This window comes from Sphingobium sp. L-44, from assembly GCF_056859495.1.
This window is the reverse complement of the sequence record NZ_JBSXOQ010000060.1, coordinates 13,663-39,537: the sequence shown is the minus strand read 5'-3', so window position 1 is coordinate 39,537 and position 25,875 is coordinate 13,663. Positions and strand designations below refer to the sequence as shown.

Annotated in this window: 27 protein-coding genes; 18 read left to right on the top strand and 9 right to left on the bottom strand. The window is 66.2% G+C overall.

Annotation, left to right across the window (positions count from 1 at the left end):
* Nucleotides 1-11: 11 nt before the first annotated feature.
* From AC13EK_RS06085 to AC13EK_RS06065, 5 genes are all read left to right on the top strand, one after another.
* Nucleotides 12-269 carry a FeoA family protein gene (locus AC13EK_RS06085; protein WP_037521316.1) on the top strand — a complete coding sequence of 86 codons (258 nt, stop codon included), beginning with the start codon at nt 12-14 and terminating at the stop codon, nt 267-269.
* Entirely contained in the window at nt 266-2,122 is a 1,857-nt protein-coding gene (gene feoB / locus AC13EK_RS06080; protein WP_069336377.1) for a ferrous iron transporter B, read from the top strand. The genes AC13EK_RS06085 and feoB overlap by 4 nt, the downstream gene beginning before the upstream one ends.
* A gap of 74 nt (nt 2,123-2,196) precedes the next feature.
* Nucleotides 2,197-2,823, top strand: a complete 627-nt coding sequence (gene ssb, locus AC13EK_RS06075; protein WP_069336378.1) for a single-stranded DNA-binding protein — start codon at nt 2,197-2,199, stop codon at nt 2,821-2,823.
* Between the two features lie 29 nt (nt 2,824-2,852).
* A complete protein-coding gene (locus AC13EK_RS06070) occupies nt 2,853-3,806 on the top strand; it encodes an NAD-dependent epimerase/dehydratase family protein (protein ID WP_069336379.1) in 954 nt (317 codons plus the stop codon).
* A 162-nt stretch (nt 3,807-3,968) separates the two neighbouring features.
* The gene (locus tag AC13EK_RS06065) at nt 3,969-4,100 is read left to right on the top strand and encodes a hypothetical protein (RefSeq protein WP_268801831.1); all 132 of its coding nucleotides are present in this window, start codon (nt 3,969-3,971) and stop codon (nt 4,098-4,100) included.
* A 43-nt stretch (nt 4,101-4,143) separates the two neighbouring features.
* Here the strand turns inward: AC13EK_RS06065 and AC13EK_RS06060 are convergent, their stop codons facing one another.
* The 3 genes from AC13EK_RS06060 to AC13EK_RS06050 all read right to left on the bottom strand — a co-directional run bounded on the left by AC13EK_RS06060 (nt 4,144) and on the right by AC13EK_RS06050 (nt 5,924).
* Nucleotides 4,144-5,022: a UTP--glucose-1-phosphate uridylyltransferase gene (locus tag AC13EK_RS06060; RefSeq protein ID WP_069336380.1), complete on the bottom strand. Its 879-nt coding sequence runs from the start codon at nt 5,020-5,022 to the stop codon at nt 4,144-4,146.
* Nucleotides 5,023-5,112: 90 nt separating this feature from the next.
* On the bottom strand, nt 5,113-5,592 hold the full coding sequence (locus AC13EK_RS06055; protein ID WP_069336381.1) for a hypothetical protein: 480 nt from the start codon (nt 5,590-5,592) through the stop codon (nt 5,113-5,115).
* Between the two features lie 158 nt (nt 5,593-5,750).
* Complete coding sequence (locus AC13EK_RS06050) at nt 5,751-5,924, bottom strand: DUF1674 domain-containing protein (protein ID WP_069336382.1); 174 nt, start codon at nt 5,922-5,924, stop codon at nt 5,751-5,753.
* 108 nt (nt 5,925-6,032) lie between these two features.
* Here AC13EK_RS06050 and htpX point away from each other — a divergent pair, with 108 nt between their 5' ends.
* The 6 genes from htpX to AC13EK_RS06020 all read left to right on the top strand — a co-directional run bounded on the left by htpX (nt 6,033) and on the right by AC13EK_RS06020 (nt 11,677).
* Entirely contained in the window at nt 6,033-6,977 is a 945-nt protein-coding gene (htpX, locus tag AC13EK_RS06045; protein WP_069336383.1) for a zinc metalloprotease HtpX, read from the top strand.
* Nucleotides 6,977-7,294, top strand: a complete 318-nt coding sequence (locus AC13EK_RS06040; RefSeq protein WP_037522111.1) for a hypothetical protein — start codon at nt 6,977-6,979, stop codon at nt 7,292-7,294. Before htpX ends, AC13EK_RS06040 begins: the two co-directional genes overlap by 1 nt.
* A gap of 37 nt (nt 7,295-7,331) precedes the next feature.
* Nucleotides 7,332-8,642 carry an RsmB/NOP family class I SAM-dependent RNA methyltransferase gene (locus AC13EK_RS06035; RefSeq protein WP_069336384.1) on the top strand — a complete coding sequence of 437 codons (1,311 nt, stop codon included), beginning with the start codon at nt 7,332-7,334 and terminating at the stop codon, nt 8,640-8,642.
* A gap of 51 nt (nt 8,643-8,693) precedes the next feature.
* The gene (locus AC13EK_RS06030; RefSeq protein ID WP_004208871.1) at nt 8,694-9,179 is read left to right on the top strand and encodes a hypothetical protein; all 486 of its coding nucleotides are present in this window, start codon (nt 8,694-8,696) and stop codon (nt 9,177-9,179) included.
* Nucleotides 9,180-9,251: 72 nt separating this feature from the next.
* Nucleotides 9,252-9,914 carry a ribulose-phosphate 3-epimerase gene (gene rpe / locus AC13EK_RS06025; RefSeq protein ID WP_017501091.1) on the top strand — a complete coding sequence of 221 codons (663 nt, stop codon included), beginning with the start codon at nt 9,252-9,254 and terminating at the stop codon, nt 9,912-9,914.
* The gene (locus AC13EK_RS06020; protein ID WP_069336385.1) at nt 9,911-11,677 is read left to right on the top strand and encodes a heparinase II/III family protein; all 1,767 of its coding nucleotides are present in this window, start codon (nt 9,911-9,913) and stop codon (nt 11,675-11,677) included. The genes rpe and AC13EK_RS06020 overlap by 4 nt, the downstream gene beginning before the upstream one ends.
* 182 nt (nt 11,678-11,859) lie before the next feature.
* Here AC13EK_RS06020 and AC13EK_RS06015 read toward each other — a convergent pair whose 3' ends face one another.
* Complete coding sequence (locus AC13EK_RS06015) at nt 11,860-13,806, bottom strand: S9 family peptidase (RefSeq protein WP_069336386.1); 1,947 nt, start codon at nt 13,804-13,806, stop codon at nt 11,860-11,862.
* Nucleotides 13,807-13,965: 159 nt separating this feature from the next.
* Here AC13EK_RS06015 and purH point away from each other — a divergent pair, with 159 nt between their 5' ends.
* The 5 genes from purH to AC13EK_RS05990 all read left to right on the top strand — a co-directional run bounded on the left by purH (nt 13,966) and on the right by AC13EK_RS05990 (nt 19,998).
* Entirely contained in the window at nt 13,966-15,558 is a 1,593-nt protein-coding gene (gene purH, locus AC13EK_RS06010) for a bifunctional phosphoribosylaminoimidazolecarboxamide formyltransferase/IMP cyclohydrolase (RefSeq protein ID WP_069336387.1), read from the top strand.
* Nucleotides 15,559-15,786: 228 nt separating this feature from the next.
* The gene (locus tag AC13EK_RS06005; protein WP_004208877.1) at nt 15,787-16,119 is read left to right on the top strand and encodes a UrcA family protein; all 333 of its coding nucleotides are present in this window, start codon (nt 15,787-15,789) and stop codon (nt 16,117-16,119) included.
* Between the two features lie 181 nt (nt 16,120-16,300).
* Nucleotides 16,301-17,827, top strand: a complete 1,527-nt coding sequence (locus AC13EK_RS06000) for an NAD(P)/FAD-dependent oxidoreductase (protein WP_069336388.1) — start codon at nt 16,301-16,303, stop codon at nt 17,825-17,827.
* Nucleotides 17,828-17,831: 4 nt separating this feature from the next.
* A complete protein-coding gene (locus AC13EK_RS05995; protein WP_069336389.1) occupies nt 17,832-18,251 on the top strand; it encodes a GtrA family protein in 420 nt (139 codons plus the stop codon).
* Nucleotides 18,229-19,998 carry a hypothetical protein gene (locus AC13EK_RS05990; protein WP_069336390.1) on the top strand — a complete coding sequence of 590 codons (1,770 nt, stop codon included), beginning with the start codon at nt 18,229-18,231 and terminating at the stop codon, nt 19,996-19,998. The genes AC13EK_RS05995 and AC13EK_RS05990 overlap by 23 nt, the downstream gene beginning before the upstream one ends.
* Here the strand turns inward: AC13EK_RS05990 and msrB are convergent.
* Genes msrB through AC13EK_RS05975 form a run of 3 tightly spaced genes read right to left on the bottom strand, consistent with a single transcriptional unit; the run spans nt 19,985 to nt 22,632 of the window.
* On the bottom strand, nt 19,985-20,461 hold the full coding sequence (gene msrB / locus AC13EK_RS05985) for a peptide-methionine (R)-S-oxide reductase MsrB (RefSeq protein WP_004208881.1): 477 nt from the start codon (nt 20,459-20,461) through the stop codon (nt 19,985-19,987). The two genes, AC13EK_RS05990 and msrB, sit on opposite strands and share 14 nt — an antisense overlap.
* An 18-nt stretch (nt 20,462-20,479) precedes the next feature.
* Entirely contained in the window at nt 20,480-21,670 is a 1,191-nt protein-coding gene (locus AC13EK_RS05980; protein ID WP_069336391.1) for an ABC transporter permease, read from the bottom strand.
* Nucleotides 21,667-22,632, bottom strand: a complete 966-nt coding sequence (locus AC13EK_RS05975; RefSeq protein ID WP_037510108.1) for an ABC transporter ATP-binding protein — start codon at nt 22,630-22,632, stop codon at nt 21,667-21,669. Before AC13EK_RS05975 ends, AC13EK_RS05980 begins: the two co-directional genes overlap by 4 nt.
* Before the next feature lie 22 nt (nt 22,633-22,654).
* On the opposite strand from AC13EK_RS05975, the gene queG reads away from it, so the two are divergent.
* Nucleotides 22,655-23,713, top strand: coding sequence for a tRNA epoxyqueuosine(34) reductase QueG (gene queG, locus AC13EK_RS05970; protein WP_069336392.1), 1,059 nt, complete (start codon nt 22,655-22,657; stop codon nt 23,711-23,713).
* Here the strand turns inward: queG and AC13EK_RS05965 are convergent.
* Both AC13EK_RS05965 and AC13EK_RS05960 read right to left on the bottom strand, forming a co-directional pair.
* The gene (locus AC13EK_RS05965; RefSeq protein WP_004208885.1) at nt 23,694-24,062 is read right to left on the bottom strand and encodes a hypothetical protein; all 369 of its coding nucleotides are present in this window, start codon (nt 24,060-24,062) and stop codon (nt 23,694-23,696) included. The two genes, queG and AC13EK_RS05965, sit on opposite strands and share 20 nt — an antisense overlap.
* The gene (locus AC13EK_RS05960; protein WP_069336393.1) at nt 24,062-24,736 is read right to left on the bottom strand and encodes an EI24 domain-containing protein; all 675 of its coding nucleotides are present in this window, start codon (nt 24,734-24,736) and stop codon (nt 24,062-24,064) included. Before AC13EK_RS05960 ends, AC13EK_RS05965 begins: the two co-directional genes overlap by 1 nt.
* Nucleotides 24,737-24,855: 119 nt before the next feature.
* Here AC13EK_RS05960 and AC13EK_RS05955 point away from each other — a divergent pair, with 119 nt between their 5' ends.
* Nucleotides 24,856-25,854, top strand: a complete 999-nt coding sequence (locus tag AC13EK_RS05955; protein WP_483022087.1) for an adenosine kinase — start codon at nt 24,856-24,858, stop codon at nt 25,852-25,854.
* The last annotated feature ends 21 nt before the right edge of the window (nt 25,855-25,875 follow it).

The following is a 25,875-nucleotide window of genomic DNA, read 5'->3' as shown; positions in this document are numbered from 1 at the left end:
GTCCATCCTCCTTGCGCCTGACCGATCTGCCCCTACGCCAACCCGCTTTTGTTGAAACCATCGACTGGGAGTCGCTGTCGTCCGTGGAAGGACAGCGCCTGCGCGAGTTCGGCCTGTGCGAAGGCGCCAGTGTCGAGGCGCTGCATCATGGCGGCCTGCTGGGTCGTGGACCGCTGGCGGTGAAGATCGGGCGGATGACGGTGGCTATGCGGCGTGCCCATGCCGCCGCCGTGGAGGTCAGCACTGGCCCGCAGGAGGCGCAGGCATGAGCGGTCTTCCTCTCGTCGCGCTGGTCGGCAATCCCAATGCGGGCAAGTCCGCCCTGTTCAACGCGCTGACCGGCGCGCGGCAGAAGCTGGGCAATTATCCGGGCGTCACGGTGGAGCGCAAGGCGGGCCGCCTGTCGCTGGCCGACGGCCGGCCGGTCGAACTGGTCGACCTGCCCGGCACCTACAGCCTGTCGCCGGCCAGCCCCGACGAACAGGTGACGCGCGACTTCGTGCTGGGCAAGCAGGCCGGCGAGAAGCTGCCCGATGCACTGGTGATCGTGGTCGACGCGTCGAACCTCGACAATCATCTGCGATTCGCGCTGGAACTGATCGCACTGGGCCTGCCCACCGTGGTCGCGCTGAACATGGTCGACCTCGCCACCCGCGACGGGCTGGAACTGGACGCCAATGTGCTGGCGCAGGAACTGGGCGTGCCGGTGGTCTCCACCGTCGCGGTGCGCAAGCGCGGCCTGGATCATCTCAAGACCGAACTGGAGACGCTGCTCGGCGCCCAGACGGGCATGTTGCGCGCCTCCGCCGGCGAACCGGATTTCGACGCCGTGCGTCGCGAGGCCCGCCGCATCGCCCGCGCCGCGATCGTGCGCGAAACCCCGTCGCGCCGGCTGACCGCGGCGGTCGACCGGGTCGCGCTGCATCCGGTACTGGGCCTCGCCCTTCTGCTGGGCCTGCTATTCGTGATGTTCCAGGCGGTCTTTTCCTGGGCATCTGTGCCCGCCGACATGCTGGAAGGTTGGGTCACGGCGCTGGGCGAGGCGGTGACGAACACTTTGCCGCCCGGCATCATCCACGACTTCCTGCTGCAAGGCGTGGTCGGCGGCGTCGGCGCGGTGATCGTGTTCCTGCCGCAGATCCTGATCCTCTTCTTCTTCATCCTGACGCTGGAGGCGACCGGCTATATGGCCCGTGCCGCCTTCCTGATGGACGGCATCATGGCCAAGGTCGGCCTGTCGGGCCGGGCGTTCATCCCGCTGCTCTCCTCCTTCGCCTGCGCGGTGCCGGGGATCATGGCAACGCGCACGATCAGCGACCCCAAGGACCGGCTGACCACGATCCTAATCGCGCCGCTGATGACCTGTTCGGCGCGGCTGCCGGTCTATGGCCTGATCATCGCCGCCTTCATTCCGGCGCGCAGCGTGGGGCCGGGCATCGGCCTGCAGGGGCTGGTGCTGTTCCTGCTCTATGTCGCCGGCATCGTCGGCGCCATGCTCGCCGCCTGGGCGCTGCGCCTGACCGTGGCCAAGGGCCGCAGCGGCGGATTCCTGATGGAAATGCCGAAATATCAGTGGCCCCGGCCGCAGGATATCCTGATCGGCCTGTGGCAGCGCGGCGTCATCTTCCTGAAGCGCGCCGGCACCATCATCCTGGCCACCAATATCGTGCTGTGGGTGCTGGCCAGCTTCCCCAATGCCCCCGAAGGCGTGAAGCAGAGCGAATATTCGATCGCCGGGCGGATCGCGGGCGGCATCAATGTTCTGGTCGAGCCGATCGGCTTCAACCGCGACATTTCGCTCGCCCTGCTACCCAGCATGGCGGCGCGCGAAGTGGCGGTCTCCGCCATCGCCACCGTCTATGCGATCGATGCCGAGGATGATGCCGAGGCGCTGGAACAGGGACTGGGCGACCGGCTGGCCGGCCGCTGGAGCCTGGCCACCGCCCTCGCCTTCCTGGCCTGGTTCGTGTTCGCACCGCAGTGCATTTCGACCATCGCCGTCACAAGGCGCGAGACCAATGGCTGGAAATGGCCGCTGTTCATGATCGGTTATCTGTTCGTGCTGGCCTATGCCGCGGCGGGCGTGACATATTGGGCGGCAGTCGCGATGGGACTCGGCTGATCCCAGCTGGCCTTTGGCCTAGCTTTGTTCTTCGAGGCTTCTATAACGGCGCCTTTAGTGCTTTCGGAGGAATCATGGCAGGCTCGGTCAACAAGGTCATTCTCATCGGGAATCTGGGGGCCGACCCGGAAGTGAAGAGCTTCCAGAATGGCGGCAAGATCTGCAACCTGCGGATCGCGACCTCGGAAAGCTGGAAGGACCGCATGTCGGGGGAGCGCAAGGAGCGCACCGAATGGCATAGCGTCGTCATCAATTCCGAAGGCCTGGTCGGCGTCGCCGAGCGCTTCCTGCGCAAGGGATCGAAGATCTACATCGAGGGCCAGCTGCGCACCCGCAAGTGGCAGGACAATAATGGCAATGACCGCTACACCACCGAGGTCGCCCTGTCGGGCCCCGGCGCGGTGCTGACCATGCTGGACGGCGCGCCTGGCGGCGGTGGCGGCCAGGGCGGTGGCTATGGCGGTGGGCGCTCCTCGGGCGGCGGCAACCAGGGCGTCAGCGATTGGGGCGCGAGCAGCGGCGGCTTTGGCGGCGGCGATTACGACGATTTCGGCGGCGGCAACAGTGGCGGCGGCTTTGGTGGCGGGCGCTCGTCGGGCGGCAGCAACCAGGGTGGCGGCTTCGGCGGCGGACGCGCCTCGGGCGGCGGTCAGGGCGGCCCGAACTTCGACAACGACCTGGACGACGAAGTTCCGTTCTGATCGGTCCTTTCCACAGGGATTGACCTGACATGCATGTCCTGCTGACCGGATCGTCGGGCTGGCTGGGCCGTTTCCTGGCGCCGATGCTGCGCGCGGCGGGACATGCAGTGACCGGCCTGGACGTCGCGTCAGGCCGGGGCACCGACATCATCGGATCGGTCGCCGACCGGGCGCTGATCGAGCGCGTCTTTGCCGAGCGCGGGATCGAGGCGGTGATCCATGGCGGCGCGCTGCACAAGCCGGACATCGTCCGCTATCCCGCCCAGGCCTTCATCGACGTCAATGTCACCGGCACGCGCAACCTGCTGGAAGCAGCGACCGCGGCTGGGCATGACCGCTTCGTCATGACATCCACCACGTCGCTGATGATCAGTCAGGCAGTATGCGACGAGGCCGGCGAGGCGGCGGTGTGGCTCGACGAGCAGAGCGGGCCGCTGGAGCCGCGCAACATCTATGGCGTGACCAAGCTGGCGGCCGAGGGGCTGTGCCGGGTACAGCAACTGGAGTGCGGCATCGGCTGCACCATCTTGCGCACTGCCCGCTTCTTCCCGGAGGATGACGACAGCGACGCCAGCCTGACGGGGCAGAATCTGAAGGCCAATGAATTTCTCCATCGCCGGCTGACGGTCGAGGATGCGGCGCGGGCGCATCTGGTTGCGCTGGAACGGACGCCGCCGGCGCGCTGCGAAACCTATCTGGTTTCCGCGCCGACGCCCTTCGTCTGCGAGGAAGCCGTCGAACTGAAACGCGATGCGGCAGCGGTGATCGCGCGCCATTTTCCCGAAGCCGCAGAGCTATATGCCCGGCGCGGCTGGCAACTGCCCGCGTCGATCGGCCGGGTCTATGACGCGGGATTGGCGCAGCGCCAGATGGGTTTTCGCTGCGAGACGGACTTTGCCGCGATTCTGACGGCGCTGGCGAATGATGCGGCACTGCCGTTCATCCACGACGCCGATTATGTGTCGCCCACTGTGCAAAGTTGACAGCGAAGCTGACAGTTTGAGCCCGTTGTTGCGTTACTGATTTGAGGGCGGCCATTGCGATCATTCATGACTTTAAATCACGAATGATGATCGGTCCGCTGCATCAGTGTGAGTGGAGAGATGGATGTGACTCTCCGCTCGCATTATGCGATAATGATTTGCATGAGCAAAATTGAATCTGCCATCGGTGTGCCAATCCGACAGATAGTCCACCCGCTGCAGCTGGCCATCGGGGGCACCATCACCCTGTCGGGCATCGGGATTTTGCTGGCACAGGCCGTCCGCCTGCTCTGACCGTCAGCAGGGGCGACCAGCGGCCACCCCTGCAGATCGAAGCTTAGTTGGCCAGTTCGGCCTTCGCGAAGTCGCGGATATGGGCGCCGATATCCTCGCGCTCCAGCGCCAGGGCGAGGTTCGCCTCGATATAGCCGGCCTTGGAACCGCAATCGAAGCGACGGCCGTCGAAGGTGACACCGTGGAACGACTGCTTGCCGATCAGCGATGACATGGCATCGGTCAGCTGGATCTCGCCACCGGCACCCTTTTCCTGGGTTTCCAGGATCTTCATGACGTCGGGCTGCAGGATATAGCGGCCAGGCAGGATGAGGTTGGAGGGGGCGGTGCCGAGCTTGGGCTTTTCCACCAGGCCCTTCACCTCGGTCAGGGCGCCGTCGCGCGCGCCCGGATCGATCACGCCATAGCTGGGCGTCTGGTCCATCGGGATTTCGAGCGCGCAGACCAGGTTGCCGCCGACCTTTTCATAGGCCTCGACCATCTGCTTCATGCAGCCATTGCCGGGCGCGCCCTTCATGAACTCGTCGGGCAGGATGATGGCGAACGGTTCGTCACCGACGATATCGCGGGCACACCAGATGGCATGGCCCAGGCCCAGCGGCTCCTGCTGGCGCAGGAACACCGCATCGCCGGGCGCCAGGCGCGTCCCTTCGAGCGCCGAAAGATCCTTGCCGCGCTCGCGCTGGGTGATCTCGCATTCGAAGGCGATGTCGAAATAATCCTCGATCGCGCCCTTGCCGCGTCCGGTGACGAAGATCATCTGCTCGATCCCGGCCTCGCGCGCTTCATCCACGGCATATTGGATCAGCGGACGGTCGACCACGGGCAGCAACTCCTTGGGCACCGACTTGGTGGCGGGCAGGAAACGCGTGCCAAGGCCGGCGACAGGAAAGACGGCTTTGCGAATCGGTTTGTTCGACATGGGACTCCGTTCTCGATGAGTGCCGGCTCGCTTGGGGGATCGCGAACCGGGAGCAAAAGGTCAAGCGCTACGGCAACTTGTCTTTATGGGTCAGATCGTCAGAAGACGCTGTGCAACCTGTTCCAGCGCCGCAATTTCATTATCCAAATGCTCCAGGCTTACATATTGAGCATTGTTACGTAAGTCGCGGCACAGAAAGCCTTCAGGTGACGGCTGCTGAAAGCCGCCGATGATGAGGGTACGGAAACGGTCGATCCGCTGGAGATCGCGCTCGACCTCCGCAATTTCGGTCAGCCCGGCCGCGTTGCGTCGATCGCGCATCGCGACGGTCGTGCGCAATTCGGTCATCAGCTTGGTCATGGTCGGCCGCGTGCGCGCGCCCACGGTGCGGACGTCGCCCATGGTTTCCCGCAACTCGGCCAGCCGTGCCTCCAGACTCTGTTCCAGCATCGTCCAGGCGCAGACCAGCCGACCGATACCGCACAATAATGCAGCATCTTCCGGCGCATAGGCCGCAACCGGCTTCGTCACCTTGTCGTCCTGCGCCAATTCCGCGCTCACGCCCCGCATACTCCTCATGCCCCTGAATCTGCGCAGACCCAGCCGGAAAGGCCAGAGCAACGGATCGCGCTCGCCCGCTAGCCGGGCACGGGCCAGCGGAATATGTGCTGAAACGTCGGCAAGCCGAACAAGTTGCGTTCAGCGCTGGCCGATCAGAAGTCGCCAGATCAGAAATCGATGGCGATGCCCTTGCGCTCCCAGTCGCCATAGCGGACCGGGCTCAGTTCCTCGTCCAGCACCGGTTGGTGGTCGACCGGGTCGGGCTGGGGCACGGGCGGGCTCTTGGAGAGATGCTCGGGCGCCTTCACATGCGCCGGGCGCTTGCCGTTGAAATGTCCCATGTCGGGCCTTTCGATTGCGGAGCGCGCGCGGCAACCCCATATTCAGTAGAAGGCCCGCTATCTGGGCCGCAAAGGAGCGATGTGCAAGTGAGTGGTTTTCGCACGGTGATGCTGTTGTCGGCGCTGACGGCGCTGTTCATGGCACTGGGCTATACGCTGGGCGGCAGTGGCGGCGCGGTCATCGCCCTGCTGGTGGCGGCGGGGATGAACCTGTTCACCTTCTGGAATGCCGACAAGATCGTGCTGTCCATGCACAATGCGCGCGAGGTGGATGCGCAGAGCGCGCCCGAATTTTACGGCCTGGTCCAGGCGCTGAGCCAGCGCGCCGGCCTGCCGATGCCGCGCGTCTATGTGATCGACCAGGATGCGCCCAACGCCTTTGCCACTGGCCGCAATCCGGAAAATGCTGCCGTGGCGGCGACCACCGGCCTGCTCAACATGCTGACCCGCGACGAGGTGGCAGGCGTGATGGCGCATGAACTGGGCCATGTGAAGAATCGCGATACCCTGATCATGACGATGGTGGCGACCATCGCCGGTGCCATTTCGATGCTGGCCAATTTCGGCCTCTTCTTCCGCGGCGGCAATGAGGAGAATGGCCATAGCAACATGATCGCGACCTTGCTGGCGGTGATCGTCGCCCCCTTTGCCGCGATGATCGTGCAGATGGCGATCAGCCGCACCCGCGAATATGGCGCCGACCAGGCCGGGGCGGAGATCAGCGGCAATCCGCGCGCGCTCGCCTCCGCCCTGGCCAAGATTTCCGGCCGGGCCGAGCTGATTCCCAACCCGGTGGCCGAGCGCAATCCCGCCGCCGCGCAGCTCTATATCGTGCCGGTGCATGTGAGCGAGTTGTTCTCGACCCACCCGGCAACGGAGAAGCGCATCGCCGCGCTCGAGGAGATTGCGCAGGATATGGGGCAGAAGGACGGCCCGCCGCCCATGACGATGCCGTCGCAGACTTCGACGCGCGCATCGGCCCTGTCTCCAGTGGCGCCGCCGGTGGCAGTGCCCAAGCCGCGCCGCAGCGCCCTTGACCCGCACGGGCGCTGATGCCGGTCGACGAGATGGGCGAGTTCGCCTTCCGCGCAGCCGGGTTCGTGGCGCGCGAGGCGGCCGGCCTGGTTGTCGATATTGCCGTCGACTATATCTTTTCCCGCCATACGCCGCGCCTGTTCCACGCCATCGGCCGGCGGACGATCGCAATCGCCACGCTGGGCCGCAAACGCATCCCCTCTTCCTTGCGGGTGGTGCCAAAGGGAATGGTGCCGCGCCCACGCCGGTCGGACTGGTTGGCGCTGTGGGTCGGCGTCGCCACCAGCATCAGCCTGCTTGCGGCAGCGATCTACACGGTCGTCTGCTTCGTTTGAAGATGACCCCAGGGCCAAAACCGCGTAGGGGCCGCTGATGTCCCGTCGTCCTAACGCCCGTTCCGGTGCCCCGCGCGCCGATGATGTCCCCGGCCTGCCCGCGCGCCGCGCGGCCCTGAAGCTGCTGGACGCCGTCTTGCGTCGGGGCGACCCGCTGGAAATCGCGCTGCATGGCGCGACCCAGGGGCTGGCCGACCGAGCCGACCGCGCGCTGGTCCATGCCATCGTCGCCGAGACGTTGCGCCATTTGCCCGATCTCGACGCGCTGATCGACGGCGCGACCAAGCAGCCCCTGCCCGCCGATGCCAAGGCGCGGATGGTGCTGCGCATCGCGCTCATCCAGGTGCTGGCGCTGGGCACCGCGCCCCATGCGGCGATCGCCACCGCGCTGCCGCTGGTCGACGGCGGGCCGCGCAAGCTGGTCCATGGCGTGTTCGGCACCGTGACCCGCGCCGAGCCGAGCCTGCCCGTGCCGCCCACCCTGCCCGCCGACGTTGCCGAACGCTGGACCGGGCAATGGGGCGAGGCGATGCCGCTGGCGGCCGCCCATGCCTATGCCGTCCGCCCGCCGGTCGATGTCAGCCTGCGCGATCCGGCAGAGACCGGCAAATGGGTCGAGGCGCTGGGCGGCACCAGCTTCGCGCCCGGCCATGTCCGCCTGCCCGAGGGGGCGGTCGTGCCCGACCTGCCCGGCTTTGCCGAAGGCGCCTGGTGGGTGCAGGATCTGGCCGCCTCCTGCCCGGCCCGGCTGCTGGGCGCGGGCGAAGGCCGGACCGTGCTGGACCTGTGCGCCGCGCCGGGCGGCAAGACGATGCAGCTGGCCGCCGCCGGCTGGGCCGTCACTGCGGTCGACCAGTCAAAGAAGCGACTGGAGCGGCTGAGCGAGAATCTGGCACGCACCGGCTTGTCGGCCGATGTCGTGCAGGCGGATCTGCGGCAATGGGCGCCGGAGGCGCCGGTCGATGCGCTGCTGCTCGACGCGCCCTGCACCGCCACCGGCATCTATCGCCGTCATCCCGACGTGCTGCACCGCATCGGCCCGCGGCAAATTACGGAACTGGCCGAACTGCAGGGCGAACTGCTGGCCCGCGTCGCCGATTGGGTGAAGCCGGGCGGGACGATCCTCTACGCCACCTGCTCGTTGGAACAGGCCGAGGGCGAGGCGCAGCTGGCGCGCTTCCTGGAAGCACGGCCCGATTTTGCGGCCCAGCCGGTGACGGCAAGCGAACTGCCCGACGGCATGGCGCCGACCGCCGACGGCTGGCTGCGCACCCTGCCCGACACGCTGGCGGAGCAGGGCGGCACCGACGGCTTTTTCGTTGCAAGGATCGTGCGCATCGGGAACTAAGGCTTAACCATGAGGGGCTTAAGGTGAGGCCCTTCGCTGGAAAGGCCCGTCTTGCGTCCGACCGAACCCCTGCCCCTGCATCATAGCTGGCCACTCTACGACCTGCGCGAGCATCTCGCGCCGGTGGTTCTGGACCAGGATATTGCGGGGAATGAGGCGGCGCTGGCCGACCGGGGGCTGGGCCTGTGGCATTGCAATCTGGCCGACAACAGCATCAGCTGGACCCAAGGCGTCTATGACATATTCGGGCTGGAGCCGGGCAGCATCGTGCCCCGGCCATTGTCGGTGTCGCTCTATGCCCATGACAGCCGCGAGGCGATGGAGCGGCTACGCGCCTATGCCATCCGCCACCAGCGCGGCTTCACCCTGGACGTCGACATTCGCCGCCCGGACGGCAGCGATTGCGCGATGCGGCTGATCGCCGCGCCGGTGCTGCTGGACGGCGAAACGGTGGCGCTGCACGGGGTCAAGCAATGGCTGCCGAAGGATGTCGGTGCGCCCGTCCGACTGGAACCCACGACCTTCTTCATCCCCTGACGCGACTCATCGCCGCGCCGCGCAAATCATGCGTTGCCCTCGCCCCAAGGGAGGGCTAATGCGAGCGGTCAAATGACCCATCCCATTCTCATCTCTCCGTCCATCCTGTCCGCCGATTTCGCACGGCTGGGCGAGGAAGTCCGCGCCATCGACGAAGCCGGTTGCGACTGGATCCATATCGACGTGATGGACGGGCATTTCGTGCCCAACATCACCATCGGTCCAGCCGTGGTGAAGGCGCTGCGCCCGCACACGAAAAAGCCGTTCGACGTGCATCTGATGATCTCGCCGGTGGACCAGTATCTCGACGCCTTCGCCCAGGCCGGCGCCGACATCATCACCGTCCATCCCGAGGCCGGCCCTCACATCCACCGCACCGTGCAGCATATCAAGTCGCTGGGCGTGAAGGCGGGCGTGGTGCTGAACCCCGGCACCCCGGCCAAGATGCTGGACTATCTGATCGACGATATCGACCTGATCCTGGTGATGAGCGTCAATCCCGGTTTCGGCGGCCAGAGCTTCATCGAGAATCAGCTGCGCAAGATCGAGGCGTGCCGCAAGATGATCGAGAAGAGCGGTCGCGACATCCGCCTGCAGGTCGATGGCGGCATCGACATCAACACCGCGCCCAAGGCGATCGCGGCCGGTGCCGACGTTCTGGTGGCCGGCACCGCGACCTTCCGTGGCGGCCCGGCCGCCTATGCCGACAATATCAGGACGCTGCGGGGCGGGTGACGAACCAGCGGCGCCAGTCCTCCCCTGTCGCGGTCGACGCCGGTCATGAACCGGCCGACGACGGCATCGAACAGGGCAAGCGGCTCATCCGCGTCGCGGATGACAAGGGCCTGTCGCTGGCCGAGCGGATCGCCAATCATTTCTATCGGCTGAGCTGGAAGACGCCGCTGCACAGCCGGCGGCTGAAGGGCAAATATCCGCTCAAACTGCTGGCGGTGCCGGACGATGTCGTGCCCGGCGACCCGCGCGCCGGCCAGGCGATCCGTGCCGGCTATTTCCTGTTCCGGGGCCAGAAGCTGGCGATCGACACGATCGATTTCGGCAAATTGGCGGTCGGCCCGGCCTTCACCGACTATCTGCACAGTTTCCGCTGGCTGCGCGACCTGTCGACCGCCGCGACGCGCGAACAGGGCGCGCCGGTGGCCGAGGCGCTGATGCGCAAATGGCTGGCGGCCCATGCCGAAACGCCGAGCGACCCGGCCTGGCGCGCCGACAATGCGGCCTGGCGCTTGCTGTTCTGGACCGCCCATGCGCCGCTGATCCTGTCGTCGAGCGACCTTGTCTATCGGTCGCTGGTGCTCAACTGCATCGCCCGCACCGCGCGCCATCTGGACCAGAGCGCGGACAAAGCCGCGCCGGGCCTGCCGCGCCTGGTCGCCTGGGGCGGGATCGTCGCGGCGTCGATGCTGATGCCCGGCGGCAATCCGCGCAAGCTGTTCGGCGAAGCGGGCCTGAAGCGCGCGATCGACAGCGCCTTCCATGCCGATGGCGGCATTATTTCCCGGTCGCCGCTGGCGCAGCTGGAAGGCGTGATGCTGCTGGCGATGGTGGTCGCGGTCTATGAGGTGCGGCGCGAACAGGTGCCCGGCTTCCTGATCGACGGGCTGAGCCGCGCGGTGCCGGCCTTGCTGGGCCTGACCCATGGCGATGGGGGGCTGGGCAACTGGCAGGGCGCGGGTGCGGTCGACCCCGACATGGTCGAGGCGCTGGTGCAGGCCAGCCGGGTGCGGACCCGGCCGCTGCGGCAGGCGCGCGACTGGGGCTATCAGCGGATCAGCGCGGGCAATACGGTGGTGCAGATCGATGCGGCGCCGCCGCCGGTCGCGCGCCTGGCGGCCGCCGGCTGCGCCTCCACCGGCGCGATCGAGATCAGCGACGGACGGCTGCGGCTGGTCATCAATTGTGGCGGCGCAGCGCTGGAAGGCGCCTATATCCCGCGCGACCTGGCCCAGGCGCTGCGCTCCACCGCGGCGCACAGCACGCTGGTGCTGGACGACAGCAATTCGACCGCGCTGATGCCCGACGGCACGCTAGGCAAGGGCGTGACCGAGGTCGAGCTGAACCGGCAGGAACTGGACAATGGCAGCAGGGTGGAGCTGAGCCATGACGGCTATGTCCGCCGCATGGGCTATGTCCACCGCCGCCTGCTGATGATGAGCGGCGACGGCAAGGAAGTGCGCGGCGAGGATATGCTGACCCCGGCGACGCGCGGCAAGAAGCCGGTCAAGCGGCCGGTGCAGCTGCGCTTCCATCTGGCGCCGGGCGTGGAACCGACCCTGACCGCCGACAGCCAGGGCGCGCTGCTGCGGATCGAGCTGGGCGCGCTGTGGCAGTTCCGGACCGGCGCCGGCGTGCTGAGCGTCGAGGATAGCCTGTGGGTCGATGGCGACGGCCGCCCCCACCCGACAAGGCAGCTGGTGGTCACGAGCGAAGCACTGCCGGGCGGCTCCAGTATCGGCTGGCTGTTCAAGCGGGTCGGCTGACCCGCATCGCATTGGCCATCACGCGGGCGCTATTGTTCAGCCGGCTATCGATGTCCGTTTTTTCCTATGAACGGCCCGGACAAGGGCGCATGCAAGAGGGGCGACCCGAGGCCCGTTTGCTACCAATCAACGACCTCGCTCTCAGGCCCGGCCACTTTCAGCGGCCGGGCCGCTAGAGCCTTTCATCGGACAAGCGACGGCCTGAGATAGGTATCGAACCAGGCGACGGTGCGGGTCAGCGAGTCGAGCTGGTTCTCCTTCTTCTGGAAGCCATGGCCCTCGGCCGGGTAGAAGATCGTCTCCACCACATTGCCCTTCGCCTTGAGGATGTCATGCACCTCCTGCGCCTGGCCGCGCGGCACGCGGATGTCATTTTCGCCCTGGATGGTAAGCAGGGGCGCCTTCGCCGCACGGATATAGGTGAGCGGCGAGGCCGCATCATAGACCTTGGGATCGCTCTCCGGCGTGCCGAGCAGGCTACGCTGATAGGCCTTCAGTTCCTCATCCTGGTCGCGATACATGGTGCGCCAGTTGATGATGCCGAACCACTGGACGGCAGCGGCGAACTCGTCGGGCGCCCGGCCGATCGCCATCAGGGTCATGAAACCGCCATAGCTGCCGCCGAAGATGCCGACCCGCTTGGCATCGACATAGCCGCTGTCGACCAGGAAATGCTTGGCCGCGACCGTGTCCTTGAGGTCGGCGCCGCCCAGATCCTTGACATTGCCGTCCTGGAACGCCTTGCCATAGCCGGTCGAGCCGCGGAAATTGGGCTGGATCACCACATAGCCGCGACTGGCGAAGGCGGTGGCGTAGCGGCTGTAACCATCCTGCGCCTGACCGGTGGGACCGCCATGGGGCAGGACGATAGCGGGGTTGCTGCCGTCGCGCTTGAGATTGGCCGGCATGGTCACGATCGCGCTGATGAGCGTGCCATCGAAGCTCTTGTAGGTGACGACATCCGACTTGGGCAGCGCGGCGGGATGGAGGCTGGCGATGGCAAGCTGTGTCGCGGGACGCGCAGCGCCGGCCGCAAGGTCATAAAGATAGAGGTTGGCCGGCGAATCGGCGCCCGAATGGTTGAGCATCAACATGGCGCCGTCAGGCGAGCGCGGCTCGCTGCCGACCAGATAATTGACGCCCGGCGGGATGGCGAGCGGGGTTTCGACGCCGCTCGCCAGATCGAAGTGATAGAGAGTGCTGCGCGCGTCAGCGTTGATACGGAAGATGAGCGCCCTGCCGTCGCGGGTGAAGCTGGCCGGCACCTGTTCCCAGGGCGTGGATTTGAGCCAGCGCCATTTGCCGGTGGCGGCTTCAAGCACGCCACCATGCATCTGGCCGCTGCCCTCATCGGTGGAGACGGCGATCCATTGGCCGTCCGCACTCGCATCGGTCGCGGCATAGACGGTGTCGGCCTTGCCGAGCAATTTCGCCGCCTTGCCGTTGGCTACGTCGATGCGCCAGATTTCGCTGACCTTGGAATCGATCCGCATGCGGTTGGCGATCAGCGCCTTGCCATCCGCGATCCAGGCGACCGGTGACCAACTGAACTGCGGGTCGGCCTCCCGCGTCAGGTCGCGCACCCTGCCCGCGCCGTCCATCACCGCGACATTGGACTGGCCTTGCGTCTTGAGCTTGGTGACGAGTGCGACCAGCCCGCCGCTGGGGCCCACCAGCAGGTCGCTTTCGCGCCGGTCGGGCGTGTTGGTGAGATTCTCGACCGCGCCGCCGCCCACCGGCACGCGATAGATGTCGCTATATTCGTTGCCGCCGACATCCTGCTGGAACAGCAGGTAGCGCCCGTCGGCCGAGGCGGCGAGCCCGGTCTGGGCATCGTCAGACTGGGTCAGCTGCACCGGCCAGCTGCCGGCGGTGTCGGTGCGCCAGATATTGGTGCGGCCGGTGAGGTTGGTGGCGACGAAAATCTGTTTGCCGTCGGCGCTCCACGCCGCGCTAGACAGGCTGCGCGAGGCGCCGATGTCGGCGAGCGGCACGGCGCGGGCGTCGGGATTGACGGGCGAGGTCAGGCTTTTGGGATCGCTAACTGCCCGTTCCGGCGTCGGAATTTGCGCCAGCGTCGGGAAGGCAACGAGCAAGGGCAAGGCGGTGGCGGCGAGCAGATAGCGCATGTCAGATCCCCCAACTGTTATGCGATCACAATACAGTAGCGGGAAAAGCCCGCAAGATCGGGAAATTCCCTGCGCGTGAGGACTGTATTTTTGCGCCGCGCGCGACTAGAGGGCTGCGGCAAGCCTGAAGCGGCATCCCGAACAGCAGGAAGCATCCCCATGACCACCGACGTCACCATCAAGCGCGCCCTCCTTTCCGTATCGGACAAGACCGGCCTCATCGAACTGGGCCAGGCACTGGGCCAGCATGGCGTCGAACTGGTGTCGACCGGCGGCACCGCCAAGGCGCTGCGCGAGGCGGGCCTGGCCGTGAAGGATATTTCCGAACTGACCGGCTTCCCCGAAATGATGGACGGCCGCGTCAAGACGCTGCACCCCAAGGTCCATGGCGGCCTGCTGGCGGTGCGGGGCAACCCCGAGCATGTCGCGTCGATGGACGAGCATGAAATCGGCGCGATCGACCTGGTGATCGTCAACCTCTATCCCTTCGCCGCGACCGTGGCCAAGGGCGCCGACCGCGACGAGATCATCGAGAATATCGACATTGGCGGCCCGTCGATGGTCCGTTCGGCCGCAAAGAATCATGAGAGCGTCGCGATCGTCACCGATCCGGCCGACTATGCCCGCCTTATCGCCGAAATGGCCGAAAAGGGCGGCGCCACCAGCTATGATTTCCGCCGGATGCTGGCGGCCAAGGCCTATGCCGCCACCGCCGCCTATGATTCGATGATCGCCAACTGGTTCGCCTTTGCCGACCAGGGCGTCGCCTTCCCCGAGAGCCTGTCGCTGTCGAGCAAGCTCAGCACCACGCTGCGCTATGGCGAGAACCCGCACCAGTCGGCCGCGCTCTACCTGCCCAACGGCCCGACCGCCAACGGCATCGCCCAGGCCAAGCAGATCCAGGGCAAGGAACTGAGCTACAATAATTATAACGACGCCGACGCGGCGCTGGAGCTGGTCAGCGAATTCCGCGACGGCCCGCCGACCGTGGTGATCGTGAAGCATGCCAATCCGTGCGGCGTCGCCACCGGCGAGACGCTGATCGAAGCCTATGAAGCGGCGCTCGCCTGCGACAGCGTGTCGGCATTCGGCGGTATCATCGCCGTCAACCGTCCGCTCGACGGCCCGACCGCCGAGGCGATCAGCGGCATCTTCACCGAAGTCGTCGCCGCGCCCGACGCCGATGACGAAGCCAAGGCGATCTTCGCCAAGAAGAAGAATCTGCGCCTGCTGCTGACCGGCGAACTGCCCGATCCGGCCCGCCCCGGCCTGATGGTCAAGAGCATCGCCGGTGGCCTGCTGGTCCAGAGCCGCGACAATGGCAAGGTCGACCTGGACGCGCTGAAGGTCGTGACCAAGCGCGCGCCGACCGAGCAGGAACTGAAGGACTGCCTGTTCGCCTGGACCGTCGCCAAGCATGTGAAGTCGAACGCGATCGTCTATGCCAAGGGCGGCAGCACCGCCGGCGTCGGCGCGGGTCAGATGAACCGTCTGGAATCGGCCCGCATCGCCGCCTGGAAGGCCAAGGACGCCGCCGAGAAGGCCGGCTGGAGCGAACCGCGCACGATCGGTTCGGCGGTCGCTTCCGACGCCTTCTTCCCCTTCGCCGACGGCCTGCTGGCGGCAGTGGAAGCCGGCGCGACGGCGGTGATCCAGCCGGGCGGCTCGATCCGTGACGAGGAAGTCATTGCCGCAGCAGACGAAGCGGGCCTGGCGATGGTCTTCACCGGCATGCGCCACTTCCGTCATTAAGGTTTGTTTCCCAACGCGCTAGATGGCGCGTCGGGACAATATCTCGATCAGGTTTATGCGGGTGCGAAACGATCCTGTTCGCACCCGCAAAATCGCAGAAAACTGCCATTTTTTGGCAATTGGCCTCTTTTCAATGTCACCGGGCAATCCTATTTAGGATGACGACCCCGCACCCACGTCAGGCGTTGGGCACGACATAAGAAAAAGCATGTTCGACAGGAGAATAGGATGACCAAGAAGACGCTGGTGGCGATGGCCGCCACCCTGGCCCTTGCGCTGCCTGGCATGGCTATCGCCGGCAACAGCAGCAACGAAGTCGTCGTTGACGGCACCACCGGCCTCACCACCCGCACCATCGCCGTATCGGTGGCCGACCTGAACCTGGCCAGCAACAATGGCCTGCGCCGCGCCGATTATCGCATCAGCCGCGCCGCCAAGCAGGTGTGCGGCTGGGTCAACGGGTCGATCCTGCCGGCGACGCCCGACTATCGCGACTGTGTGGGCAGCGCGCTGGACGGCGCACGCAGCGACCTCAACGCGCTGGCCCAGCGCCAAGGCTGATCTTTACCCATCCCGCAAGGGAAGCCCTCCCCGTCACTGGGACTGCAGGGGGCCGTTCCGCACATGCGGGGCGGCCCTTTGTCCTGTCGGCAACCACTTCATGCTTACCGGCGATTAACCACTCCTTAGAGGATTTCCTTCACTCAGCGAGACACGAAGGACCATCCAGGGGATATAGAGCATGTCGCGTGTCGACCAGAGTGTGGACGTCGCCATCATCGGGGCAGGCCCGGCCGGCCTCACCGCCGCCTATCTGCTGACGAAAAAAGGCTTTTCCGTCACCGTCATCGAGAAAGACCCGGTCTATGTCGGCGGCATCAGCCGCACGGTCGAGCTGGATGGCTATCGATTCGATATTGGCGGCCACCGCTTCTTTTCCAAGTCGAAGGAAGTGGTGGACCTGTGGAACGAGATCCTGCCGGACGATTTCATCCAGCGCCCGCGCATGAGCCGCATCTATTATGAGGGAAAATTCTACTCCTATCCCCTGCGCGCGTTCGAGGCGCTGTGGAATCTGGGTGTGTGGCGCTCGACCCTGTGCATGGCGAGCTTCGCCAAGGCCAAGCTGTTCCCCAACCGCAATGTCCGCTCCTTCCAGGACTGGACCGTCAACGCGTTCGGCCACAAGCTCTTCTCGATCTTCTTCAAGACCTATACCGAGAAGGTCTGGGGCATGCCGTGCGACGAAATGTCGGCCGACTGGGCGGCGCAGCGGATCAAGGGCCTGTCGCTGTGGGGTGCGGTGGTCGATGGGCTGAAGCGGAGCCTCGGCCTCAACAAGAAGCCCAATGACGGCATGGCGACCAAGACGTTGCTCGAAACCTTCCGCTATCCGCGCCTTGGCCCCGGCATGATGTGGGAAGCCGCGCGCGATCGGGTAATCGAGGGCGGCAACCAGATCTTGATGGCGCACAGCCTGAAGCAGCTGGCGCAGGATCAGGGCACGGAGCGCTGGCGCGTGGTGGCGGACGGCCCGGATGGCGATGTCATCATCAACGCCGCCCATGTGATTTCGTCCGCGCCGATGCGTGAGCTGGCCGCGCGCATCCATCCGCTGCCCGAAACCCTGCCCGAGGCGATGGAGCTCAAATATCGCGATTTCCTGACCGTGGCGCTGATGATCAAGTCGGAGGACCTGTTCCCCGACAACTGGATCTATATCCACGACAGCAAGGTGCAGGTCGGCCGCATCCAGAATTTCCGCAGCTGGTCGCCCGAAATGGTGCCCGATGAATCGGTCGCCTGTGTGGGCCTGGAATATTTCTGCTTCGAGGGCGATGGGCTGTGGGCGTCGGCCGATGCCGACCTGATCGACCTGGCCAAGAAGGAAATGGCCATATTGGGCCTATGCAATCCCGACGATGTCGTCGGCGGCGCGGTGGTGCGGCAGGAAAAGGCCTATCCGGTCTATGACGATGCCTATGCCGACCATGTGCTGGCGATGCGCACCGAACTGGAAGCCGTCGCCCCGACGCTCCATCTGGTCGGCCGCAACGGCATGCACCGCTATAACAACCAGGATCATGCGATGATGACGGCGATGTTGACAGTGCGCAACATCGAGGCCGGCACCCACGTCTATGACGTCTGGGGCGTCAACGAGGACGCCGAATATCATGAATCGGGTGAGGAAGGGCAGGATGTCGAAGGACAGCGCGCCGCCCTTGCCAGCGAACGACTGGTGCCTTCCCGCCTGAAGGCCGCATGAGACGATGGGCGAGCCGTTGCGCGCCCTGACCGCCCGGCTGGGCAGCATCGCCGCGCGCTTCATGTTCGCCCGCTATCTGCTGGCCAGCATCTGCGCGCTGTCGAGCGATATGGCGACCTTCCTGATGCTGAGCCGGGCCGGTGCGACGCCGACTCTTGCCGCGTTCGGGGGCTATGCCTTCGGCCTGGTCGTGCATTGGGTGATCAGCATCCGCTTCGTGTTCGATACGGGCACCGGCCCCAGTCATGCCCAGCGGTTCGGCTTCGTGGCCAGTGCGCTGGTCGGCATGGGGATCACCATGGCCATGGTTGGCGGGCTGAGCGCCGTCGGCATTGCCCCGGCGATCGCCAAGCTGATATCGGTGCCGGCCAGTTTCCTGAGCGTCTATGCGATCCGCAAATATGGCATTTTCGCGCGCAGCTGAGCATCATGGCCGCTGGCTGATACTGCTCGCCTGGCTGGCGTGCAGCGCGGTCATGCTGTGGCTGTTCCATGGCGATTTCGCCGCGCTGGGCTTTCGCGATCCCGATGATGCCATGCGGCTGGCGCAGGTGCGTGACTGGATCGGCGGACAGAACTTCTGGGATGTCAGCCAGCATCGGGTGAACCCGCCACTGGGCGGACCGATGCACTGGTCGCGCATCGTCGACATGCCGGTGGCAGGGCTGATCCTGCTGGCACGGCTACTGCTGGGGCCTGCGACCCCAGAACTGGTCGCCTGCATCACCGTGCCGCTGCTGTTGCTGGGCGGGTTGGCCGGTACCGTGCATCTGGCGGCCCGGCGGCTTGGCGATCCTGTTCTGGCCCTGATGACCGTGGCCTTGCTGCTGACGGCACCGTCGATCCTGGTGCAATTCACGCCGCTGCGGATCGACCATCATGGCTGGCAGATCTGGATGGCGACGATCGCGCTGGCCGGCGCACTGGATAGCAGCCGGGTGCGTGGCGGCGTGACGAGCGCGCTGGCGCTGGCAGTCTGGTTGCAGATTTCGAGTGAAGCCCTGCCCTATGTCGCGCTGTTCGCCGGACTGTTTGCGCTGCGCCAATGGCTTGATGGCCGGGAAGCGCCGCGCTTCATGGCCTTTGCGGCGACGCTGGGCGGGGCGGCGCTTGCGCTGCTGGCCTTGCTGCGCGGAAAGGCGGCCTTGCTGCATGACCAATGCGACGCGCTGTCGGCCGCCTATGTCTGGCCGCTGGTGGCAATGGCGGTGCTGGTGCCGCTGGCCGGCAAGCTGATCGGCACGGCCAGCATGTCCCGGCGCTTCCTGATCGCCGCGATCGGCGGCGGGGCCGCCATTGCGATCCTGCTGGCGATCGGTGGTCCCTGCCTGTCAGGCGATCCGTTCCAGGCGCTCGGGCCGCTGGCCTATAAATATTGGTATTTGCAGGTGATGGAGGGCCGGCCGATCTGGGTGCAGAGCCTGTCGCTGCGCGGCGTGATCCTGTTGCCCGCACTGGTTGGGCTGGCCGGCGCAATGGTCGCCGCGCGGCAAACCGTAAACCGCGATGCGCGCATGCGCTGGCTGGCGTTGACCCTGTTGCTGCTGGGGGCGATGGCGGTGTCGCTGCTGGTGATGCGCGCCGTGTCGGTCGCCCATGTCTATGCCCTGCCCGGTGTCGCCTGGTTGCTGATCGCCCTGTTCCGCAAGGTACAGGCGTCGTCGCAGGCGCTGGTGCGCGTCCTGGGATCGGTGGCGCTGATCCTGCTGACCCCGGCCGGAATCTGCGCGCTATGGATTGCCCTGATCCCCGAAGCCCCGTCGGCCAAGACCAGCGCCGTCAATTGCCGGGCCGCTGCCACGCTGGCGCCGCTGCACACCCTGCCCCCGTCCACCCTGTTCGCGCCGCTGGACCTTGGCCCCGACATATTGGTGCAGACGCCGCACCGCGTGATCGGCACTGCCCATCACCGCAACGCCGCTGGCATCACCGCAGTGATCGAAGGGTTCATGGCGACGCCCGACACGGCGCGCGCGGTGATCCGGTCGGTCAATGGCGGGCATGGCGCCGACTATGTCGTGACCTGCGCGGGCCTGACAGAATATGCGCTCTATGCCAAGGAGCATCCCCAGAGCCTGTCGGCGCACCTGATGCGGAGCAATGTGCCCGACTGGCTGCAGCCACTGCCGACCAAGGGGCCGCTGCGCATCTACAAGGTCAGGCGGGACTGAAGGCCAGCGCCACGCCGTTCATGCAGTAGCGCAGGCCCGTGGGCTTGGGTCCATCGTCGAACACATGGCCGAGATGGCCGCCACAACGGGCGCAATGGACTTCGGTCCGGGGCACGCCCAGGCTGAAGTCGCGCGAGGTGCCGATGGCGCGGGGCAAGGGCGCATAGAAGCTGGGCCAGCCGGTGCCACTGTCGAACTTGGTCTTGGAACTGAACAGATTTTGCGCGCAGCCGGCGCAGGTGAAGGTGCCGGCGCGATGTTCCCGGTTGAGCGGGCTGCTGTCGGGAAATTCGGTCGCGCCCTGGCGCAGCACCTTATAGGCCCAGGGGCTGAGCCTGCTGCGCCATTGCGCGTCGGTCAGGCGATAGGGATAGGCGGCCTCCGCCGCGTCGGGGCGGAATTGCCACAGGGCCAGTGCAGAGGCGCCGGTTGCGACGCCATAGAGAAAATGCCGCCGGTTCATTATCCCTCCCTAGCCTGTTCAGCCTGTCGAGCTCCTGAACAACTGCTTCCACCAGCGGCCGCCGGATTTGAGCACATGGCGGCGGAACAGCAGTACGCCGATGCGGATGATGAGGGCGACCCAGACGCCCTGCCACAGGATCGCCACCAGATGCGGCCAAAGCGCCGCATCCTGCGCCGCCCGCGCGATCATCGCGAAGGGCGAGGAGAAGGGAAAGACCACCGACGCCACTTCGAGCGGCGATCCCATATGGTCGACCGTGTAGGAGACGAAGAAGAAGATCATCATCTGGCCCATGGTGATCGGCATGTTGAGCGTCTGCACCTCGCGCACGGTCGCCGCCTGCGCGCCGATCCCCAGGAACAGCGAGCCGAGCAAAGTATAGGCCATGGCGAAATAGAGGATGCCGAGTGCGATGAAGGCGGGCCAGCCCACCGCCGGATCGGGCAAGACCGTGCCGGGCGCCTTCAACGCCATGAAGATGGTGAAGGCGGTGGCGCCCCAGAAGGCGATGCCGACGAAGCTCATCCCCAGCATGGCGATAAGCTTGCCGAGGAAGATCGCGTCCACCGGCACGGCGGCAGCCAATATCTCTATGATCTTGTTCGTCTTTTCCTCGACCAGATTGGACAGGATCATGCCCGCCAGCAAGATGGTGAGGAAGAAGATGACGATCTGGCCGGTGCGGCCGATCAGCAGACGGGCCTGAGATTGGGCACCGAGACTGGTCGCCACTTCCTGCCGCTCGACCTTGACCATGTGCAGCACCTTTTCGGCCTGCGCCGCGCTGGCGATCAGGCTGAGATCGCCCTGCAACCGGTCCAGATCCTCCGGCTTGCCGGTCAGGACCGGGCGGGAGACCGTGCCCGACAGGATGGCGACGACGTCGGAATCGGGCCGGGCCAGCTGGGTGCGCGGCGGGGTGCCGAGCGGCACGGCGTGCAGTCGCGGCAGCGCCTGTGGCCCCATGCGTTCGGTCAGGCGCGCATGCGCCCGTTCGAGCGCGCCGACATCGGCCGGCGCCATGGCGATGCCCACGACCGGGCGCAGGTCGGTGCTGGAAATCTTCTGGGTGAAACCGGCAAAGACCATGCCGATGATGATCGGCACCAGCGGCCCGATCAGGAACAGGATGAAGGTGCGCGACAGGACGACGGCGGTGAAATCCCGCCGGGCGATGACACTGGCGGCGCGCAGCAATTCCTTCATGCCCCGGCCTCCTGCGTGGCGTCATCGCGCATCTGTCGGGCGGCGGCCTCCCCCGCGATCGCGACGAATGCGTCATGCAGGCCCGGCCGTTCGATCGACAGGCTTTCAATGCCGGCCTGACCGTCGAGCAGGGCGCGCAGCAGCGGTTCGATGCCATCATCGGGCAGCGCGAAATGCCAGGCGCCATCCTGCGCCAGCGTGTCGGTCGGCAAGGCGCGGCGCCAGGCACCGTCGCTCAGCCGTGTGCGCAATGTCACCTGGGGCGGCAGGCGGTCGCGGGCGTCGCTGACCGATCCTTCGAACCGGATGCGGCCGCCCGCGACGATGGCGATGCGTTCGCACAATCGTTCGGCATGGGCGATGACATGGGTGGAAAAGAGGATGGTGACGCCCTTGCGCGCCTGATCGCGGATCAGCGCCTCCAGCTTTTCCTGATTCATCGCGTCGAGGCCGGAGAAGGGCTCGTCGAGGACGATGAGACGCGGTTCATGGACGATCGTGCCGAATAGCTGCACGGTCTGGGCCATGCCCTTGGAGAGCTGGCGGATCGGCTTTTCGACCGAGGCGCCCATGCCATAGTCCTGGAGCATGGCGCGCGCCCGTTCGCGCCCGACATGGAGCGGCAGGCCGCGCAATGCGCCCATGAAGGCAATCGCCTCATAGGCCTTCATCGACGGGTAGAGGCCGCGCTCCTCGGGCAGATAGCCGACCTGCTTGGCCATGCGCAGCGGCGCGCCATCGCCCAGCAGGGTGCGGTGGCCCTCGTCAGGGTCGATGATGCCGAGCAGGGTGCGCAGCAAGGTCGTCTTGCCCGCGCCGTTCGGCCCCAAAATGCCATAGATGGTGCCGGCGGGCACGGCGATGTCGACGCCATCCACCGCGCGAAAATCGCCGAACGCCTTGACAAGGGCATGGCCTTCGACGGCATAGGGGGCGGCAGGAGCCGGAGTGTCACCGATCATCCGCCCCTGATAATCCCGGACCATGCCAGTGCAAAACGAAACATTGGAGCAGCGCCTGAAAGCGCAGGCCGCGCAGCTGGGCTTTGCCGCCTGCGCGATCGCGCGCGCCGACGCCGCGCCGCGCACGGCCGAGCGGCTGCGCCAATGGCTGGAGGCCGGCCATCATGGCGACATGCTGTGGATGGAGGAGCGGGCCGAGCAGCGCGGATCGCCCACAGGCCTGTGGCCGCAGGCGCGCAGCGTCATCATGCTGGGGATGAGCTATGCCCCCGGCCGCGATCCGCTGGCGCTGGCCGAGGTCGGCGATCGGGGCCGCATTTCGGTCTATGCGCAGGGTCGCGACTATCATGATGTGGTGAAGAAGGCGCTGAAGGCGTTGGCCCGCTGGCTGGTTGATCAGCAGCCGACCGCGCTGAAAGTGTTCGTCGATACCGCACCCGTGATGGAAAAGCCGCTGGCGCAGGGCGCGGGGCTGGGCTGGCAGGGCAAGCACAGCAATCTGGTGAGCCGTCAGCATGGCAGCTGGCTGTTCCTGGGCGCCATCTATACCGAGATCGCGCTGGAGCCTGATGCGCCGGAAGTGGACCATTGCGGCAGTTGCACGGCCTGTCTGTCATCCTGCCCGACCGATGCCTTTCCCGCGCCCTATATTGTCGATGCGCGGCGCTGCATCTCATACCTGACGATCGAGCATAAGGGACCGATCCCGGAAGAGTTCCGGGCACGGATGGGCAACCGTATCTATGGCTGCGACGATTGCCTGGCGGCCTGCCCCTGGAACAAGTTTGCGCAGGGGGCAGCGGCCAACCGCGCCTTCATCGGCCGGGCGGAGCTGGCCGCGCCGGCGCTGGGCGACCTACTCGACCTGGACGATGCGGGTTTTCGCGAAATTTTTTCCGGGTCGCCGATCAAGCGGATCGGGCGCGACCGGATGGTGCGCAATGCGGCGATCGCGGCAGGCAATAGCGGCGACCTGGGGCTGGTCGACCGGCTGCGGCCGCTGACCTCCGATCCCGATCCGGTGGTGGCGGAAGCGGCCGAATGGGCGCTAGGCCAATTGCTCAGCGCTGCTGGAGCGTAGCGGCGCAGGAAGCGTGGTCGACGTCTGTGCCGGCGGGCGTGCGGGCATCGACATGGGTCACCACCGGCTCCTTCCCCTTGCCGGGCGAATAGAGATAGGCGTCGAGCACGCAGCGACCATTGGCGAATTGCAGCTTGCGCACGGTCGTTTCGCGAATGTCGAGGCGCGGCGTGCCGAACATCTGGGTCAGGCGCTTGGCGTCCATGCCCATCAGCGGCCCGGTCTTGGTGAAGGCGCTGGCCGGCGGACCGGCGGGCGGCGGGGTGTAGCTGGTGGCGGGCGGGACGACGCCGCCACAGGCCGCGAGCGGCAGCGACAGGAGCGCGGCGAGCGCGAAACGGGGCGACATCAGACCGGCTTCCTCTTGGACCCTAGCAACATGTGGACCGCCATAGCCGCGCTCCAGATCGGCGCAAGCAGGTTGACCAGGGGAATGAGGAAGAGAAGCGCCGAAACGAGGCCCATGAGCCATCGGTTGCCACGGCCGATCGGCGGCAGGCCGGGATGGCGCGGCTCGACCATGTCGGCAAGGTCGCGGCCGAGCAGATAGGCATTCACCGCCAGGAACAGCCCGATCGTGCCGACCCCCGTGACCAGCAGCAGCACATAGCCCGGGAGCGCCACCAGGTTCCAGCCGAGCGTTCGGCCGACCGAGCGCAGCGCATAATGAAGGCTGCGCGCATAGCCCACCGGCCGGCCCACAGCCTGTGGATAAGTATCGCGCTCCACCGCCTCGATCACATCGTCGGCGAACAAGCCCATGACCAGCATGGCGATGGTGCGGAACAGCAGCCAGCTTGCCGCAATGAGGGCAAGACCCGTCGCCGCCGCCTCCGCCATGCCGCCCCAACCGTCGCCCTCGCCCCAGCCGAAATGCAGGCGCGTGGCGTGAAAGGCCGCCCATAGTCCGACGCCCAGCAGGACGAAGAGCAACAGGGTCAGCGCCAGCGTCTTCGCCAACAGCCGGCGCGCCGCGGCGTGGAAGATCAGGGGGAAGGCGCGCAGCGCCGCGGTGATGATCATGGCCCGATATCCTGCGCCCCGGCGGCTCCGTCAATCAGCAGCGTTGCGCCAGCGCCCCCGGACCGGTAGAGACGGCCCAATTTACCGCTATTTTCCCATCATCTTTCACAGGAGCCCGCGTGACTTCTTCCCCCACGCTTGACGTTGTCGCGATCGGCAATGCCATTGTCGACGTTCTGGCCCGGAGCGACGACGCCTTCCTGGCGCAGCATGCGCTGACCAAGGGCGGCATGCAGCTGATCGACGCCGAAATGGCCGAGACCCTTTATGCCGACATGCCCCAGGCCAAGGAAATCAGCGGCGGTTCGGCCGCCAACACGCTGGCCGGCCTCGCCGCGCTGGGCGCCAAGTGCGGCTTCATCGGCCAGGTCAATGACGATCAGTTGGGCGCGGTCTTCGCCCATGACGTGCGCGCGCTGGGCATCAAGTTCGACACGCCGGTGATGCAGGGCGACATCCCGACCGCCCGCTGCCTGATCCTGGTGACGCCGGACGCGCAGCGCACCATGAACACCTTCCTGGGCGCTTCGCAGTTCCTGCCCGAAGCAGCGCTGGATCTGGAACTGATCCAGTCGGCCCGCATCCTGTATCTGGAAGGCTATCTGTGGGATCCCGAGCAGCCGCGCGCCGCGATGCGCGCCGCGATCGACGCCGCCCGCAAAGCCGGCCGCAAGGTCGCCTTCACCCTGTCCGACAATTTCGTGATCGACCGCCATCGCGCCGACTTCATCGACCTGATCGAACAGGGGCTGATCGACATCCTCTTCTCGAACGAGGGCGAGATCCAGTCGCTGGCGCAGGTCGATGATTTCGACAAGGCGCTGGCCCGCTTCGCCGACAAGGTGCCGGTGCTGGTGTCGACCCGCAGCGAAAAGGGCGCGGTCGCCATCGTCGATGGCGTGCGTCACGAGGCGCCGGCTGCGCCCGTCAGCCAGATCATCGACACCACCGGTGCAGGCGACCTGTTCGCCGCCGGTTATCTGGCCGCGCATCTGGAAGAGCGCAGCGTCGAGGATTGCCTGGCATTGGGCGCTTCGGCGGCCGCCGAAGTCATTTCGCACTGGGGTGCGCGTCCCGAGGAAGATCTGAACCTGATCCGCGCCAAGCTGTTCGCCTGATCGCGACAGACACTGACAAAA

What these genes read in the sequence shown, in the direction of transcription:
- feoB (WP_069336377.1), top strand. Translation starts at nt 266, where the DNA reads ATGAGCGGTCTTCCTCTCGTCGCGCTGGTCGGCAATCCCAATGCGGGC.
- ssb (WP_069336378.1), top strand. Translation starts at nt 2,197, where the DNA reads ATGGCAGGCTCGGTCAACAAGGTCATTCTCATCGGGAATCTGGGGGCC.
- AC13EK_RS06070 (WP_069336379.1), top strand. Translation starts at nt 2,853, where the DNA reads ATGCATGTCCTGCTGACCGGATCGTCGGGCTGGCTGGGCCGTTTCCTG.
- AC13EK_RS06065 (WP_268801831.1), top strand. Translation starts at nt 3,969, where the DNA reads ATGAGCAAAATTGAATCTGCCATCGGTGTGCCAATCCGACAGATAGTC.
- AC13EK_RS06060 (WP_069336380.1), bottom strand. Translation starts at nt 5,022, where the DNA reads ATGTCGAACAAACCGATTCGCAAAGCCGTCTTTCCTGTCGCCGGCCTT.
- AC13EK_RS06055 (WP_069336381.1), bottom strand. Translation starts at nt 5,592, where the DNA reads ATGCGGGGCGTGAGCGCGGAATTGGCGCAGGACGACAAGGTGACGAAG.
- AC13EK_RS06050 (WP_069336382.1), bottom strand. Translation starts at nt 5,924, where the DNA reads ATGGGACATTTCAACGGCAAGCGCCCGGCGCATGTGAAGGCGCCCGAG.
- htpX (WP_069336383.1), top strand. Translation starts at nt 6,033, where the DNA reads ATGCTGTTGTCGGCGCTGACGGCGCTGTTCATGGCACTGGGCTATACG.
- AC13EK_RS06040 (WP_037522111.1), top strand. Translation starts at nt 6,977, where the DNA reads ATGCCGGTCGACGAGATGGGCGAGTTCGCCTTCCGCGCAGCCGGGTTC.
- AC13EK_RS06035 (WP_069336384.1), top strand. Translation starts at nt 7,332, where the DNA reads ATGTCCCGTCGTCCTAACGCCCGTTCCGGTGCCCCGCGCGCCGATGAT.
- rpe (WP_017501091.1), top strand. Translation starts at nt 9,252, where the DNA reads ATGACCCATCCCATTCTCATCTCTCCGTCCATCCTGTCCGCCGATTTC.
- AC13EK_RS06015 (WP_069336386.1), bottom strand. Translation starts at nt 13,806, where the DNA reads ATGCGCTATCTGCTCGCCGCCACCGCCTTGCCCTTGCTCGTTGCCTTC.
- purH (WP_069336387.1), top strand. Translation starts at nt 13,966, where the DNA reads ATGACCACCGACGTCACCATCAAGCGCGCCCTCCTTTCCGTATCGGAC.
- AC13EK_RS06005 (WP_004208877.1), top strand. Translation starts at nt 15,787, where the DNA reads ATGACCAAGAAGACGCTGGTGGCGATGGCCGCCACCCTGGCCCTTGCG.
- AC13EK_RS06000 (WP_069336388.1), top strand. Translation starts at nt 16,301, where the DNA reads ATGTCGCGTGTCGACCAGAGTGTGGACGTCGCCATCATCGGGGCAGGC.
- AC13EK_RS05995 (WP_069336389.1), top strand. Translation starts at nt 17,832, where the DNA reads ATGGGCGAGCCGTTGCGCGCCCTGACCGCCCGGCTGGGCAGCATCGCC.
- AC13EK_RS05990 (WP_069336390.1), top strand. Translation starts at nt 18,229, where the DNA reads ATGGCATTTTCGCGCGCAGCTGAGCATCATGGCCGCTGGCTGATACTG.
- msrB (WP_004208881.1), bottom strand. Translation starts at nt 20,461, where the DNA reads ATGAACCGGCGGCATTTTCTCTATGGCGTCGCAACCGGCGCCTCTGCA.
- AC13EK_RS05980 (WP_069336391.1), bottom strand. Translation starts at nt 21,670, where the DNA reads ATGAAGGAATTGCTGCGCGCCGCCAGTGTCATCGCCCGGCGGGATTTC.
- AC13EK_RS05975 (WP_037510108.1), bottom strand. Translation starts at nt 22,632, where the DNA reads ATGATCGGTGACACTCCGGCTCCTGCCGCCCCCTATGCCGTCGAAGGC.
- queG (WP_069336392.1), top strand. Translation starts at nt 22,655, where the DNA reads ATGCCAGTGCAAAACGAAACATTGGAGCAGCGCCTGAAAGCGCAGGCC.
- AC13EK_RS05965 (WP_004208885.1), bottom strand. Translation starts at nt 24,062, where the DNA reads ATGTCGCCCCGTTTCGCGCTCGCCGCGCTCCTGTCGCTGCCGCTCGCG.
- AC13EK_RS05960 (WP_069336393.1), bottom strand. Translation starts at nt 24,736, where the DNA reads ATGATCATCACCGCGGCGCTGCGCGCCTTCCCCCTGATCTTCCACGCC.